This is a genomic window from Humiphilus diazotrophicus (assembly GCF_059726315.1).
In genome coordinates this window covers 785,971-801,229 of record NZ_AP040871.1, presented here as the reverse complement: position 1 = coordinate 801,229, position 15,259 = coordinate 785,971, and the positions used below count along the sequence as shown (strand labels likewise).

The 15,259-nt window shown below is 48.2% G+C and carries 13 protein-coding genes; 4 read left to right on the top strand and 9 right to left on the bottom strand.

The features are described 5' to 3' along the window. Positions 1–43 precede the first annotated feature (43 nt). From AC6I7T_RS32980 to AC6I7T_RS32970, 3 genes are all read right to left on the bottom strand, one after another. A complete protein-coding gene (locus AC6I7T_RS32980) occupies positions 44–2,212 on the bottom strand; it encodes an alpha-galactosidase (protein ID WP_497795559.1) in 2,169 nt (722 codons plus the stop codon). 556 nt (positions 2,213–2,768) lie between these two features. Continuing rightward, a complete protein-coding gene (locus AC6I7T_RS32975) occupies positions 2,769–3,836 on the bottom strand; it encodes a LacI family DNA-binding transcriptional regulator (protein ID WP_497794978.1) in 1,068 nt (355 codons plus the stop codon). A 289-nt stretch (positions 3,837–4,125) separates the two neighbouring features. Continuing rightward, complete coding sequence (locus tag AC6I7T_RS32970; RefSeq protein ID WP_497794977.1) at positions 4,126–5,151, bottom strand: S1C family serine protease; 1,026 nt, start codon at positions 5,149–5,151, stop codon at positions 4,126–4,128. Between the two features lie 571 nt (positions 5,152–5,722). Between AC6I7T_RS32970 and AC6I7T_RS32965 the strand changes: the two genes are divergently transcribed. From AC6I7T_RS32965 to AC6I7T_RS32955, 3 genes are all read left to right on the top strand, one after another. Next, positions 5,723–6,280: a sigma-70 family RNA polymerase sigma factor gene (locus tag AC6I7T_RS32965; protein ID WP_497794975.1), complete on the top strand. Its 558-nt coding sequence runs from the start codon at positions 5,723–5,725 to the stop codon at positions 6,278–6,280. 1 nt (position 6,281) lies between these two features. Then, positions 6,282–7,187: an anti-sigma factor family protein gene (locus AC6I7T_RS32960; protein ID WP_497794974.1), complete on the top strand. Its 906-nt coding sequence runs from the start codon at positions 6,282–6,284 to the stop codon at positions 7,185–7,187. Between the two features lie 266 nt (positions 7,188–7,453). Beyond that, the gene (locus tag AC6I7T_RS32955) at positions 7,454–7,804 is read left to right on the top strand and encodes a sigma-70 family RNA polymerase sigma factor (RefSeq protein WP_497795558.1); all 351 of its coding nucleotides are present in this window, start codon (positions 7,454–7,456) and stop codon (positions 7,802–7,804) included. A 62-nt stretch (positions 7,805–7,866) separates the two neighbouring features. Here the strand turns inward: AC6I7T_RS32955 and AC6I7T_RS32950 are convergent, their stop codons facing one another. Both AC6I7T_RS32950 and AC6I7T_RS32945 read right to left on the bottom strand, forming a co-directional pair. After that, positions 7,867–8,547, bottom strand: coding sequence for a helix-turn-helix transcriptional regulator (locus AC6I7T_RS32950; RefSeq protein WP_497794972.1), 681 nt, complete (start codon positions 8,545–8,547; stop codon positions 7,867–7,869). Between the two features lie 84 nt (positions 8,548–8,631). Continuing rightward, positions 8,632–8,997, bottom strand: coding sequence for a SnoaL-like domain-containing protein (locus AC6I7T_RS32945; protein ID WP_497794971.1), 366 nt, complete (start codon positions 8,995–8,997; stop codon positions 8,632–8,634). 264 nt (positions 8,998–9,261) lie between these two features. Here AC6I7T_RS32945 and AC6I7T_RS32940 point away from each other — a divergent pair, with 264 nt between their 5' ends. Next, positions 9,262–9,879, top strand: a complete 618-nt coding sequence (locus tag AC6I7T_RS32940) for an RNA polymerase sigma factor (RefSeq protein WP_497794969.1) — start codon at positions 9,262–9,264, stop codon at positions 9,877–9,879. Positions 9,880–10,129: 250 nt separating this feature from the next. Here the strand turns inward: AC6I7T_RS32940 and AC6I7T_RS32935 are convergent, their stop codons facing one another. The 4 genes from AC6I7T_RS32935 to AC6I7T_RS32920 form a co-directional block, all read right to left on the bottom strand. Continuing rightward, positions 10,130–10,576 carry a hypothetical protein gene (locus AC6I7T_RS32935; RefSeq protein ID WP_497794968.1) on the bottom strand — a complete coding sequence of 149 codons (447 nt, stop codon included), beginning with the start codon at positions 10,574–10,576 and terminating at the stop codon, positions 10,130–10,132. A gap of 434 nt (positions 10,577–11,010) precedes the next feature. Beyond that, complete coding sequence (locus AC6I7T_RS32930; protein WP_497794966.1) at positions 11,011–12,129, bottom strand: endo-1,4-beta-xylanase; 1,119 nt, start codon at positions 12,127–12,129, stop codon at positions 11,011–11,013. A gap of 25 nt (positions 12,130–12,154) precedes the next feature. After that, positions 12,155–13,516, bottom strand: coding sequence for an MFS transporter (locus tag AC6I7T_RS32925; RefSeq protein ID WP_497794965.1), 1,362 nt, complete (start codon positions 13,514–13,516; stop codon positions 12,155–12,157). Between the two features lie 115 nt (positions 13,517–13,631). Continuing rightward, positions 13,632–15,215 carry a glycoside hydrolase family 43 protein gene (locus tag AC6I7T_RS32920; protein ID WP_497794963.1) on the bottom strand — a complete coding sequence of 528 codons (1,584 nt, stop codon included), beginning with the start codon at positions 15,213–15,215 and terminating at the stop codon, positions 13,632–13,634. Positions 15,216–15,259: the final 44 nt, after the last annotated feature.

Below are 15,259 nucleotides of genomic sequence, written 5' to 3'. Positions count from 1 at the left end.
ACTAATGCAAGAATCTCATCTTCTACATTATCGAAATTTCCGATTACTCAGTTTTCGTAAGTGTAAACGCCATGGCTTGAAAATCCCCAATAAGATCCACATCGACACCGTGGTGCATCCAGAACGAACCACTCGCTTCGGTGGGTGTCTCCGGCGCGAGCTTGCCACAGAGAGCACTCGCACGATACATTGCATTTTCGTTCAAGCCACGAAGGAATATACGTGGAAAAGGATAATTCTCCTGACTCGAATGAAGGAAAGCAAAGGTGACTGCCTGTTTCCCATCACGAGCTACAGATTCGGTTACCGACTGCTCCCTATTTTGCTCGGGTGTTATCAAGCGATACAACTCTCCCCGTTGCACAGTTTCTCGAATTGTTTTGTAGCGCGATACCATATCCTTCGCTTTGGAAAAATCTTCAAGGCTCCAATTGTTCAAATTGGCACCTATACCAAGCGAACCTTGCATTGATGAAAGGAAACGATATTCAAGAGAAAGCGTACGATGGTTTACCCACGTCGGAGAATCCGTAACCCACGCCATCATGATTCCTGGAGTGTAAGCATAGCTGAAGCCATTTTGAATGAGGAGACGGTCATATCCATCGGTATTGTCCGAAGGCCAGACCTCGTCAGCATACTGTAATACACCCAGATCTACTCGACTTCCCCCTCCGGAACAAGACTCGATTTCGACGTTGGGATGCTTCTGACGCAGCTCAGATAATATCGAGTAGAACGAACGGATGAAGTCCACGTAAACTTTCTTCTCCTCCTCTGTGGGAACACCAGACCATCCAGGTTCGGACCAATTCCGGTTGTAATCCCATTTGAGAAATGCGATTTGATTTTCAGATAAGAGTTTGTCCAGGAACCCAAACACATAGGCACGAACATCCGGTCGGGCCAGATTCAAAACCAATTGATTACGCGCCTCTGTCCTGGGACGATTCAGAAAGTTAAGCACCCAGTCAGGATGCCGACGGTAGAGATCGCTGTCAGGATTTACCATCTCTGGTTCGACCCATAAGCCGAAGTCCATTCCGAGTTCATGAACTCTATCAATCAGAGGTTTTAGCCCATGTGGGAACTTTTCTGGATTGACATACCAGTCGCCGAGACCCGCGTGATCATTCTTCCTTTGTCCAAACCACCCATCGTCCATCACAAAACGCTCGACGCCAATCCTAGCGGCTTTCTCTGCCAACGCCATTTGCCCTGCTTCATTTACATCGAAACCAGTTGCTTCCCACGAGTTATAGAGCACAGGCCGCAACTTCGACGTAGGGTGATTGGGCAATAAAGAATCTAGTTCGAATCGATGCATAAGACGAGATGCTCCGCCGATTCCATGCACAGAATAACCGCCATAGAACGGGGGAGTCGTGAATGTCTCGCCACTTTTCAGCAGATATCCAAAATCAAAGGCATTCGGTCCGCCAGTTACCCGTACATGCTGGAGCATGTCCTGCTCTATAGCTATCTGCCATGACCCGCTCCATCCCAGGGCTCCAAACCATACGTCTCCTTCATCCTGGTCTTGGCTGATGTTGTTATCAATTGCAAACCACGGGTTATTCTGTGCTCCGGTCGTGCCACGTCTGCTTTCAAGCAAAGTCTTCCCAGGTTTCACCGGCTGTTCCTGAAGATTCCACTCTCCTGCCCAGCGACCGGACAAATAACGCAAGCGATAATTGGTTCCTCTTGGCAGGTTCCATGTTCCTGAAGCCACTTGCTCAATTGTGAAAGGAGATCCAGTCTTATTCTCTATCACAGCAGAGCGACTTAAGATCCCTGTTTCCGGATCACTTCGATACAACAACTTGACATAGACATTGAGAGATATATCCTTCATCGTTATTGCAAGTGTTCCATCGCTAATTTCATGGGACACATACTTCAATACCACATCTCTATTTCCATCAGGGAAAGTGATCTTGAGATCTGGTTCGACAAACAACCCGCCACCCCAAGCCACAAATTCCTGAGGTGTGGTCGTAACAGGAGCATCGAATGATGCGGCGCCGGGCATAGCTTTTGCCGTTGCAAAGTGGTCTCTTGGCGACAAGTGCCTGCCCCAATAAAGCGTCTGCATCTGACCACTTTCATTGATACCGAAAACATATGTCGTTTCAGCAGCGTCGATCCGGAATACCTTCGTTGCAGGATCAAACTGAATCGCAGTGCTAGGTGTCTGGGTGTGGCCAAGCAAACTACCGGCGCCCACTACTAGCAAAACTACGATTAGAATACGAAAGTTCACGAGCTGAGCAGCGATGAACAAAATACTCGGCTTTTGTAGATTTTCCTTCAAAACGGTAATCTCCTGACGACTGTTATGGTTCAGATTTCTCCATATGGTGTTTATGTGGATAGGATTCTTTCACTAACATCCAACACTTGCTTAAAACATAATGCGCCCTTCAAATTCAGAAAGAAGCCGGCCAATAGCACTCGTCCCAAATGCTACAGATACGCTGTTCGACATTGCTCGCCTAAGGCTCGCGGATATCATGCTCTGGAGCTTTTGGAGAAAAGGTTGTTATATCTCTTCATCTCCAAATGAATCCGGTTACATTTTTGAATGCCACGACTACAGCTCTCGCCATGAGAACACGATCTCTATCAATTCAAAACAAAATGAATCGGATTACATTCGACCGCACAACGTTAAACCTGGGGATTGAAGGTTGTCAACGCTTAATTCAATGGATATCTGCAGAACCTGACTTTTGGGGGTTGGCACAATTCGCAGATAAACAGTTCATTTATGTATTACGCAATCCTTTGCGCTGGCGGGCACGAACAGGACCAGATGAATCTCTCTGGGTCAATTCAACTGGTACCCAAAATTGCTTTCCACCTTTGGAGGTTGAACACCTGAGCTCCGTGAGAGCTGTGTAGCAGGTTTTAGCAAGAACCTTTCTCGGAATGCTGATGGTGGTCAACGATGGACCAATAACCTCGTCGAATTCAATGCCGTCGAATCCGATTACGGAAACCTCTCCCGGAACGGAGATGGAAAGAGCTCGAGTTGCCCGTAGTGCTCCAAACGCTGTGAGATCATTAATCGCAATCACGGCGGTCGGAGGTTCCTTAAGAGCCATAAGAGAACGCATGGCACGATCACCACCGTCTACACGGTAGTTGCCGGGATGGACATACTCTTCCCGCACCGAAATCAGATGTGTCCTGAGCGCATTCCGAAAGGCCTCCAAACGAAGATTCGAAATAAAAAGCCCCTCTGAGCCGGCAATAAATCCTATCCGCTTGTGTCCTAGTTCTTTCAGGTAGGCGACGGCTTGCAACATTCCATCCTCGTGCATCATGCTCACGTCACTGAAACAGGGTCCTACTCTCCGGCTATCGATCGCAACTGCAGGCACCTTGCGGATGGTTAGTAACTGATACGGTTCCAGCTCATCGATCGACGGCATCACCAGCACCCCATCTACACGTCGCATAAGCATCTGGCGAACCGAATGCTGCGCCCCACCGCTTATAGGTTCGGCATTTGCCAGTAGGACGACTTGACCGTTAGTAGACGAAAGAGCCTCAAAATCTCTTAAGAATTCAGAAAAAAACGGATTCCCTAGATCGGAAACAATCACACCGATAGCGTGGCTCTGTCCATACTTGAGTGTGCGTGCCGAAATATTAGGTACAAACCCCAGCTCTTCGGCAATTCGCTGCACCATCTGGGTTGTCTCTTCGGTAACAAGAGAAGAACCATCCAGCGCTCGGGAGACCGTAGCAACAGAAACCCCAGCGTGTCTTGCAACATCCCGCATCGTTATGACTCTTTTAGCGGCAGCCTGTACCCTTTTCTTCCTCATTTGATCAGTGATGACCCCATTCTTCCCTGCTGAGAAGCTTAGAACGCTCTTTGAGTTCCATCAAGTTTGTTCAAAATCAAGTCACAAAGCGGGAAAGAAGGTGTCAAGAAATAACGGCCTCTCTCGCGTGCGTCTCCTTAAGAGATAGCCGCCAACAAGCAAAAGCGTTCGCAACTTGGGGTCTCAAACAGCTACGAGACAAAACGAGGCCTTCATCGAATGATGAGGATTTGGGAGAACTATTTCGGATAGGACCCGCAAACAAGAGTGGATCGCTATCCGAAAATAGCTATTCGGCGGGTGCCGCTTCCGGTGTGATGGTCAAATCTTGCAGAGAAGAACCGCGCAGGACCAATAGGCTTGCCGATCTCGCTACCCGTTCGGAGGAAAGAAGCCGATGCAGTTCATCTATCCCACTCACCACTTCCCCTGCAAAACTCAGGATAATATCGCCGGCGCGCAAACCCGCCTTGGCTGCCGGTCCATTTGGATCGACGCTGGTAGCCATCACACCCGAAGATGCAGGCAGATGATAGGCATAGACCAATTTACGAAGAATAGGAACGTTCTGTGCTGCAATTCCTATCCAACTTCTGAGTACCCTTCCATATTGAAGAATCTGACTAGCCACGTACTTTGCAGTATCGATTCCCACAGCAAAACACAGACCCTGTGCACCTAGAATGGTGGCAGTATTCACGCCAATAACTCGCCCCTGGGAATCAACAAGTGGTCCCCCGGAATTCCCTGGATTCAGTGCAGCATCAGTCTGAAGGATCTCTTCCATCATCCGTCCCGAAGCAGCGCGCATGCTACGGCCTAAGGCACTTACTACACCTGCGGTGACGGAGAATTGAAAGCCGAAGGGATTGCCGACAGCAATCGCAATCTGCCCAACTCGCAAATTTTTGGAGCTACCAAGCTCTACGGAAGAGGCATGTGGAAGGTCTGCTCGCAAGACCGCAATGTCCGTATGTTGATCTCTACCGACCAAAGCGGCCATAACCTTATTTCCATCAAGAAAAGTAAGGGCTATCTCTTTTGCACCCTGAACAACATGGCTATTGGTCAGAATCAACCCATCGGGAGTAAAGACAAAACCCGATCCTGAACCACCGCCCGAGCTCTCGTTGCGGACATCAATCTTTACAACAGAAGTACTGACCTTCTCTACCGCCGTAGTCACCGCATGCGAATAGGCATCCAGTAGCTGATCATCCCGAAGCTCTCTGCCCACAACCGCATCTAACAGCTGGCTTCCATTGGGGGTGACACCCTTTGTTTCATCACTGAGATTCAAAATATTCTGCTGCATAACCTAAGTACCCACCGTGGTGCTAATAGATGCATCCCAATCGAGAAAAGATTCGGAGGGGTCGCGATCCAGCGACATCTTCTTTCCTATGAAAGACTTGCGAAGCTACAGCAAGCCCTCGAAAGCTATTCGCATAGGACTACAGAATCAGACATTGCAAAATCAACGGCCGCAATTTAGAGAAATTTTTGAGATTTCGCTTTCTTGTGTTGGGAATATTCCCGCCCCTTTTGTGTTTATGTGTATACGAGAAGCACAAAATTTGGCGGTTTGGTCGGAAACGCTGCGCTTTACCTCCATTGATGAGAGCATGCCTAAGCAGGAAATACTCGATACGCTCCAGAATTGGACAATGATCGAGGAGTTGAAAATGCTAATGAGCAACACAAAATTCTTCTTCCGGTCGCCCGATAGCACTATTAGCACACTAGTAATCAGCGCGATATCCTTCGTCAAAATTAAGGTATGACAAATTTCGCAGCGAGACATGACGTTTACTGCATATGGCGCGTAAATTAGAGTATCCTCTAGCTTTTACAATTCTCTCTTTAGGATAGAAAATAAAAGGGAGATGTTAACTCCCGAGACAATAGCATCCCAATCAGCCTTCGGGCTGGAACACATCGACAGTTTGTACCGCTACGCCATGGCCCTTACTCGCAACCCGATTGAAGCTGAAGACCTGGTACAGGAGACCTACGTCCGAGCAATCGAAGCATTTGAACGATTGAAGGAGGACAGCAATGTACGGGCATGGCTCTTCACCATACTTCGTAATCTTTGGCTTAACGAGCTGAGAAGGCAACGCAATGGACCTCAACTGATTGAGGCGGACAGGGAGAATGAAAATCATCCTGTAGACAGCTTGATTGGCAATATGCCTAATGCATATGAAATTTTAGAGAATGAGGAGAATGCTAAACAGGTAAGAGAGGCGATTGACAGGCTGCCACCGGATTTTCGGGAAATCCTGATATTGCGTGAATTTGAGGAACTGTCTTATCAGGAGATCGCCACTGTCCTCGAATGTCCAGCAGGTACAGTAATGTCACGCTTAGGCCGTGCACGATCCAGATTGCGAGTTTTATTGACGCAGAGTAGACCATCGCAGAACGGGAAACCGCAATAGTATGCATAATTGTGATGACAATCTTTTGAGAATTCAGCTTTACGTGGATGGAGAACTCACCCAGGAAGAAGCTGAAAGTATGCTTGCTCACCTCAAGACCTGTATTGCATGTCAGCAGGCATTTGAAGAGCTGAAAGCCTACTCTGCGCGCATTCGCAATAGCCGCCCTGATATTAAGGCTCCTGAACACTTGCGAGCAAATGTATTAAGGAGGATACAGGCTTCCCAGCAAGTAGCCTCCGGACCCGTCCTGGTCTCCACTTCTCAGCCCCGAAAGCGTACATGGGTTTTCGGAACAGTTGCCGTTGCCGCAGTTCTCCTCATTGGAGTATTAGCTCTCTTCCAATATGAACCAAACAAACCCAATCCAATAATTGAATCGGCAATACTCATGCACCATATGGTTGAACAAAATTCTCTTCCCCTCGATATCACCTCTGATTCACCGGAAGAAGTCACTAAATGGTTTGCGAAAAGAGTTTCCTTTCCTTTTCGGATGGCAAATGATGGCATTGCCTCCGATCAGAGGGCAATGTACAAACTAGTCGGCGGCAGGCTTGTTGCGGTTGGCAACCTACAGGCTGCACTGCTAGATTTCAGATTCTCAGGACAGACCGTAACCATGCTTGTTGGACCGGGAAACTTAATCACTCATCATCGAGGCAAAATGGCAGAGTCGGATGGAATAAAAATGTATAGCCAAGATCGAGATTCCCTACATGTTGTTACTTGGGAAAATCAGGGGCTGAATTATGTCTTAACATCTGAAAAGTCGATGGGCGATGTACATAAATGTTCTTCGTGCCACGCATCGAAATCCGCAATGAACAATCCAGGTAGCGAAAGTTCATCACCCATATACCTGAGCCGGTTAATTCATTCCAGATCAATTACTGTTTTGAATTGAGTTGCACACCTGATCTACAACTGCCAGAGTAAGCTTATGCGGATGGTGTAACCAGCTAGGCCACACTTCAATTATGTGCCTATCGTCTGATGGGCATATAACGTAAGCAGGAGTACCCGTCTACTTATATTCTTAATTCTCAATCTCCTCCATTTCGCACTGCATGGTCACGATAACTCCTTCCACTTAAAATGAATTATCGTGACCAATGAAGCAGTTTTAAGGACCTGCAGCACCACTTGAATCCGCACAGTTGATGCGGCTCTATTGTTAAAGGAAAATGGTTCCTTCACCTCAAGAGCACCCTATGGCCGGGCAGCGATGACGCAAAAACCTATCCGTCGTGCGGAATCGGCATTGACAACAATGAAGAACTGATAGATGCGGACACTAAAGCGCTAAGCGATCCACATATCTTTTATGTAAACAAACTGGAGGCAGAGCAAATACAAAGCGCAGTTCTATGCCTCTCAATCGACCTGCGTGAGATCATTGTGCTTCGTGAATACGAGCACCTCTCACATCAAGAGATCTCCGGTATTCTGGAATGCCCCATTGGAACAGTTATGTCACGCCTAAACAGAGCACGATCCAAGCTTCGGGAGCTACTCTCCTGAGAGTAGCGGGAGATTCCACACCCAACGAGCTATACCAGATGAACAACTACTACATTGTGACCTTATCTGGCTTCCACCTTGCGCAAAAAGTCGGAGAGTGTTTTTCCCGGCTCGTCACAAAAGATCAAGTTGAGAACCTCGATAGATTGAATGCGATCCAACCGGAAATTGCGAAAGTCGGAGCGCAGATCACACCATGAGGCTAACGTCCAACAGCGGCCCCAAAAGTTCAACCCGAGAGGTCGCACGATTCTTTCTGACGTAACCGCTTCTCCATCTTGATACACAATTTGGAGTTTCCGGTGTTCATCGATCGCATAACGAATCTGATCAAACCTCTCACCCTGCTTATCGTCTCGTATGACATTGGGAGCAAACAGGCGCGAACGCTCAAGATCCTTTTTCCGCTCGTCAGGTAGAGCCAAGGAAATTTTGTTTAAAGCGGACTCCGCTGCCTTGCGAAGCTCCGGACTGGTAAAGACATCTACCATTCGAAGCCCCGTAACTACTGCCTCGATTTCGTGCGTAGTGAACATGAGAGGTGTCAGTTCAAAACTGGGATGAATGCGGTAGCCAACCCCCGCTTCCCCCTCGACAGGAATACCGGACAGCACAAGATCGCGAACGTCGCGGTATATGGTTCGCTCGGAGACCTCAAGCGATTCGGCTAATTGCGCGGCAGTGGTAAGCCGCCGCGCTCTCAGGTGTTGAACGATTTGGAAAAGACGGTCGGCCCGGCGCATAAGAGCTATTTCATCATATGCATACCGGTTTGGTCTTCCCCGGCAGCATACCTATGCATATTCGTGCCGATGTCTTTTCAATCACTAAACGTTGTAAAAGAATTCCTCGTAAACCACTTTGCCATCAGCAACTTTGTAGATGGCCACTTCTTCCATGCTGATCCGCTTCTTCTCAGGCTTGAAGGTAACATCCAATTTAAAAGTCACAGCAAAATGCGACCCGGCAACCAGTGGTCCTTCCACCACACAAGAGTGAACTTCATGATTGTCAACCCACCATTTGGTTCTTTCCTTCAGAGCATCGAAACCTTTGGTTTCGCGAGAACCTCCTGGAGGCGCTGCAGCCTCTACGCTAACAATATTGGGAGAATAGAGTGCCTCTGAGGCTTCCTCAAACTTGCCCTCTTTGCACAGTTCAACCAGCTTATCGGCCACATCTTTGGTAGTCATCCTAAGCTCCTGTTTTGATTTTCTGACAAACAAGTCAATGTTTGGACTCGCACAAGTGTCTCATTTCCAGGATGGTCTTGTGGAAGATTCACGACACTATATCCACCGGTTGTCGAACATCCAAACCTTCTGACTCGTTTTCCCAGAAGCTCAGAGTAAATAACACCTCCTGACACCGTTATGTCAGGAGAAAACAAGCTTCAAAGAATTGCAGTCTCCTGACATAACGGTGTCAGGAGACCGCCCCTAAACTGGGGTATGGATATGCCAGAACAATCATTCACCGAAATCTGTGAGCTGTTTCATGCACATGTCGATTCATTGTTCTTGCCGGCCTACGCCTTGACAGCCTCCATAGAACGTGCAGAGGCGTGCTTATTAAGTGCCGTCGACCTAGCCTCCTGTTCCCTTCCAACAGACGAGCACTATTCGTATCGATTCGCGCGAAGGTGCATCGTCCAAGCTGCCATTGCAGAGTTGGCCGAGGACATCGAATATCTCACGACTCTAGAAATCCGTGAATACATTCCGGATGCACATGAAGAGCTAATTCAAAACGAGGCAATCCGGGCGACGCCCAACCACCTCGTGGATGCACTCCTACCAGCTCTCTGGGAACTAAACCCACTCAGGAGATCAGTACTAATTTTGCGAGTCTTCGAGACCTACAGCAAGGAGGATATCGCAAGCTTATTAGGAATCTCCAAAACACTTGTCGAGAAGCTGGTTCAGCGAGGACTTAAGCAATTCCTTGCCAAGATTAAAGAGAATAAACAGGGACGAATAGATCTCGCGCTGGCACCTTCGAGCTTGGGAAACATTGAGATTTCCAACTATAGAAGTGAACAGAAAGCAGTATTGCTGAACAAGTACTGTCACTGAACATTGTGGGCTTTACACAAGAAACCAGGTGTTGCAGAGAAGAAGGAGATTGGAAAACAAGAAAAACTGCAGAACGAATCAACAAAACTCCGTCGGCCACAAACTGTACTTGATAGGCCTGGACATTAAGCAGCAAGCACTAAAGACCTTTGGCTGCACACACGTGTAAGGCATGCAGCCTATGGCCAGCGAAGAGGCCCTCTTCCAGAAAAAACTCAATGCCAACCGATTTATGTGGCTCGAATCAAGTTCACCTGGAAGGAGTGATATTCGTTACGGGAAGATCCCAATGGGCAAGCAGGATCTCAAACCGGCGCTGCTCCTCACGTTTATACGTTGCTTGATCAGGCCAAAGTTCATGTATCAGCTTCTCTTCATCCGGATTTGCCGTTGTTGCCAGGGTTGAATTCTGAAAGGTAATTGTCACCCTGTAGTCCCATCGCGCGTCTTCGGTCATATGATTGGCTGGAGTCTCGATCTTTATCGAGAGCATACGGCCCGATTTCACGATCCGCTGAAGCAGCGGGTAATGATTCTTCAGAAATAGATCTAGGAACTCTTGTTGATGTCCCCATTGGACCTTGTAGTAATACTCGACCGTATAAGGACGATCAGCTGAACCCTGCGGCGGAGCGCCCTGAGCAAATAGCGGAGAAGTGGCAAGAGAAAGCAACAACAAAAGAAACAGCTTTTTCATAGAGTCTCCCTTCTGTAGTCTCTTTGCAATTTCAAAACTGCACTCGTTTTAGATCCCAATTCATTCTGTCTGCCGGGAACCTAAGATTTTAAGCCCTCCTCACACATTTGTATGCGGTGATTCACTCCCGATCCCAATAAGGGGTGGAATTCGACTTCTACTTTGTCGAGCTACACGCTAGGGCCTATGAACTAACAGGGATGATGGTCAGGCAAGGATACGGCAGAAAGAAGTACCGTTTGGGCGAGACAACAGGCTCAACGACGCCCAAAGAAACGCCAATATTGTTTGGGCTGGAGAAAACAAAAGGAGCGGCCACCCTCGTCTGATAATAGCCACTCCCCGTAATTTTGAGAAATATTGATGCAGATTAAGAAATGGAGGAAGCCTCATTTCTTTAACACATCACCAAGGGAAGCTCCTGATTAATTTACCTACTTCCCTCTCTCTGCTGCAACCCGAAGCACTGCTGTGAATGCAGGTTTTGGCTCACCATTTCTGTCAAAGAGCAATGGATAGCTAGTCCGCCCTCTTACTGGCCAATTATTCAACCACGAATCTCTATCGGTGACACCCCAAAGTGTCACACGCGTTACGGTATCGCTGTACTTTAGGTAAATCCGGAATAAATCAGAAAAACGTTTCGCCAATTCCTGCTGTACCGAGTCGGGCAAGCCATTTGCATAAGGATTCAGTTTCGGATCCTGTTTAACATTCAAGCTGACTTCAGCTGTTTGTTGATGGGTAGCACGCGGCAAAACATCGATATCAAGCTCTGAAATAACGACTTTCACTCCTAGTTTCTGAAAAGCCGAAATGGTGGCATCCTGATCCGCGAGTGAAGGCCAAGTCAGAGTATTATGCCCTTGCAGACCAACCGAAGTAATGGGAACACCCTGTTCCTTCAGCTTCCTGATCAGAGCAATCGCACCATTTCGTTTTGCCTCATTCTCCAGAGAATAATCGTTATAAGTTAATTGGGCATTCGGATCCGCTTCATGTGCGTACTGAAAGGCTTTGGCGATGTAGTCCTCCCCAATAATCTTCATCCAGGGAGACTGCCGTAACGTACCGTCTTCGTTCAGAGCTTCATTAACCACATCCCAGCTCTGTATGCGCCCTTTATACCGGCCTACAACCGTATAGATGTGATCCCGCATGCGTTTGAGGAGAGTTTCTCTGTCAACCCAGTTACCCTTGTCATCGCGGAATACCCATCCGGGGACCTGGTTATGCCATACCAGCGCATGGCCGACAATGAACATATGATTCTTCTCCCCGAATGCCACGTACTTGTCAGGGATATCAAAAACATAGACACCATGTTGAGGATGAATCTCCTCCCACTTAAGAGCGTTTTCTGGCGAGATGGAGTTGAACTGCGACTCAATGATGCCATCGGCGCGAGTATCACTCCCAATAATTTGAGCTTTGTTGATAGCAACACCTATGACAGGTCCCCCTTGGCATACATCCTTGAGAGACGATTGAGCCTGAAGCAGAGAACAGAGGCTCGCGCCCAAAAGAGCGAATATTCCGACAGATCGCAGCATTATCAATAATTCTCCAGCTTCCTAACTAGTTAGCGGTCTCCGAGGCAAAAGACTTGCGCCTCCGGGAAAGTTCGTCTGCGATTTTCTGATTAACTTCCTTAGTAATGGGATAGAAGAGGAGACATATCGCAGCAGCAAAAAAGGCTATTCCGGAATAAACACTGGCCGTCAGCCTGATGCCTAATAGAGAGTGCGCTGACTGTATCGCATTGGGTACATATCCATACAGAGAGAACATCCAACCAGCTATGGCTCCGCCCAGCGCCAAACCGCCCCAAAGTGCAAAGACAACTCCAGCAGTTACAGTTGCGCTTGCCCGCCTGCCAGTCTTCCATTCTCCATAGTCGGCCACATCGGCCATCATCGCCCAAAGCAGAGGACCGGAAAGGCCATAAGCGCATTGACGCAAAACTTCCGAGACAAAGATCGCCACGGTTGCGGTGGGAGGCAGAAATAGCAATAGAGTATTAAAGATTCCGGTTAAGACCATGCTCAATACAAACAGTCTGCGCTTACCAATCCGAACCGAAATAGACGTAGATAGAGTCACGCCGAAGATCAGCGATAAAAGTCCGAAACCATTAAACCAGCTGAAGAGATGCTCGTTGCCGGCACAATACTTAAAGAATGGCAACATGACACTGCTACGAATTGAAATAGCTGCGAAATAGAACAGCGTTATTAAGAACAGCACTACCCAGGGTCCGTTTTTAACCAGATCCGAAAGATCCTGACCGAGAGAGCTCTTTTGCTGCGGATCAGGATGTATGCGTTCCTTCGTTGTTGCAAAAGTTATTACAAAGAAAATCACACTAAGAACAGACAACAATCCCATGGTCAACTGATAGCCCCGGGCATCGTTCCCCCGTCCGAAAAATGCAACCATAGGAATGGCTAAACTTTGAACAATAAATCCCGCTGAATTTGCGAATACCTGGCGATAAGAGGAGATACTGGTCCGCTCATCGGGATCCGATGTAATCACAGCGGTGATCGAAGCATAAGGAACATTGTTCACCGTATAGATCACACGGAGAAGGATGTAGGTTGTCCAGGCATAAACAATCTTTGCCGAAGGGCTCAGATTGGGAGTCGTGAATGTCAGCACTCCAATAATGCCGAATGGCACAGCTGTCCACAGCAGCCAGGGGCGAAACTTCCCCCATCTGGTACTGGTACGATCCGCAATCAATCCCATCACGGGATTAAGGGCCGCCGATCCGAGCCCGACCACCAAGAAAAGCGTCCCGGCTTGAGCTGGAGTAAGGCCGAAAGTATCGACATAAAAGCTAAGCTGCAATGCCAACATCGCCTGAAAGATGAAGTTCGCAGCCATATCTCCAAGGCTGTAGCCGATCTTCTCTGAAATCGAAAGCTTCTCTGTCATAACTACTTCGATCCTTTCTGTGTCATGACGGGACTTGATATTTTTCACAAGCCAATAACTGTAGCAAATCCTGGTTGCACTAAACGCCCCCAATCAGTAGGAGCAGAGCAAAGGACTAGCTTTTTGGAATATAGTCAAACCAATCGAAATCTGCGGCAGCAGTACTCTCCTTGCCGTTGCCTGTTGCGTAAGCACCTACATAGACTCCGGTGAAACCTCCGATCGTTTCGGATGAGAGGTCCCTCGTTAATGCTGTGCCCAAACGTCTGCTCGCGCCATCTGCCGCCTGATAAAAAAACTCATACGCAGAAGGGGTTCCCTTTATGGTCAGAACGATTTCCCCTGTTCCTACCGGTTCGTAGCGAACTTCTTCAGCCAGTTTCCCAGCCCTGACCTTTTTCAAAAAGACCTGTCTTTTTCCATCGTGACGCGTAATCCCAATCTCAAAATGATTTTGATCATTCCCGCGCAGTGCCAACCCTGCTTCCTCATTTTCGGACTGAGGATTGAAATCGAGCCGCGTAGAGACTTTACAGTCTAGATCAGACTGCCTGCGCCCAACAAAAGCAGGAGAATCCATGTCGCTCAGCGTTACAGCTGAACCTCTCAATCGCAAGTATCCAGGCCGCGCTGAAAGAGAGTAGTCCTTTTCATAAGGATTGCGAACATAATTCCATTGCGGTCCAAGTTGCGTTTCCTTGAAATCGTCTCTGGGAGGATCTTCTTTCCATGGATGCTGCGCCAGTTTGGGAGCAGCCATTGTCGCGCCGATTGGATTGCCATTGTTGATCACTGGCCAACCATCTTCTGTCCACGTAACCGGTGCCAGAAATGTCTCACGTCCCAGATGATGGAAGTTCCCCCCTTGCGGTCGAATTCCAAGAAAGACGGTCCACCAGCCAGCAGGCGTTTCCACCAGATCGCCATGCCCTAAAGCCTGGAAAGGCTGATCGTTCAAACCGTGATGGGTAAGGATTGGATTATGAGGATTAGAGGTAAATGGTCCCCAGGGCGAATTGCCCCGTGCGATGGTGATCATGTGCTCATAGCTCGTACCACCTTCGGCAATCATCAGGTAATACTTGCCGCTAATCTTATAGAGGTGGGGACCTTCTGGCCAGATACCACCGGTTCCCTTCCAGATTTGCTTCAGCTCCCCCTGCAATCCCGAATTCAAATCGAGCTTCTGCTGGCCGATATAACCATCTCCACTGCCTTCGTGCCGCGTGTAGTAGATACTGCCATCATCGTCAAATAGCAACGAAGGATCGATCCCTCCCTTATCCAACCAGACAGGATCGGACCAGGGACCAGCAGGATTTTTGGCCGTTACGTAGAAGTTCCCTTTACCAATTAAGGTGGTCACCATATAGAACAGCCCATTGTGATAACGGAGGGTAGGCGCGTAAATTCCTGCCGAGGCTTTGGCATGATCCAGCTGCAATTGGCTCTTCCGGGAGAGGACATTTCCTATCTGGCGCCAGTGCACTAAATCCTTGCTATGAAAGACCGGAACTCCGGGAAAATACTCGAAGGAACTGTTAACCAGGTAATAATCATCGCCAACGCGACAGATGCTGGGATCGGGATGGAAACCGGAAAGGATGGGATTGCGAAACTCCCCAGGGCGCTGTGCATGAGTAAAGCCAGACGAAACAGCAAATGCTAACAGCAAGGCAGCTATCTTCAACAACTTCATTACCTCTCCATATTCCTGACAGTACACACCAAGCCCAAGTTTTC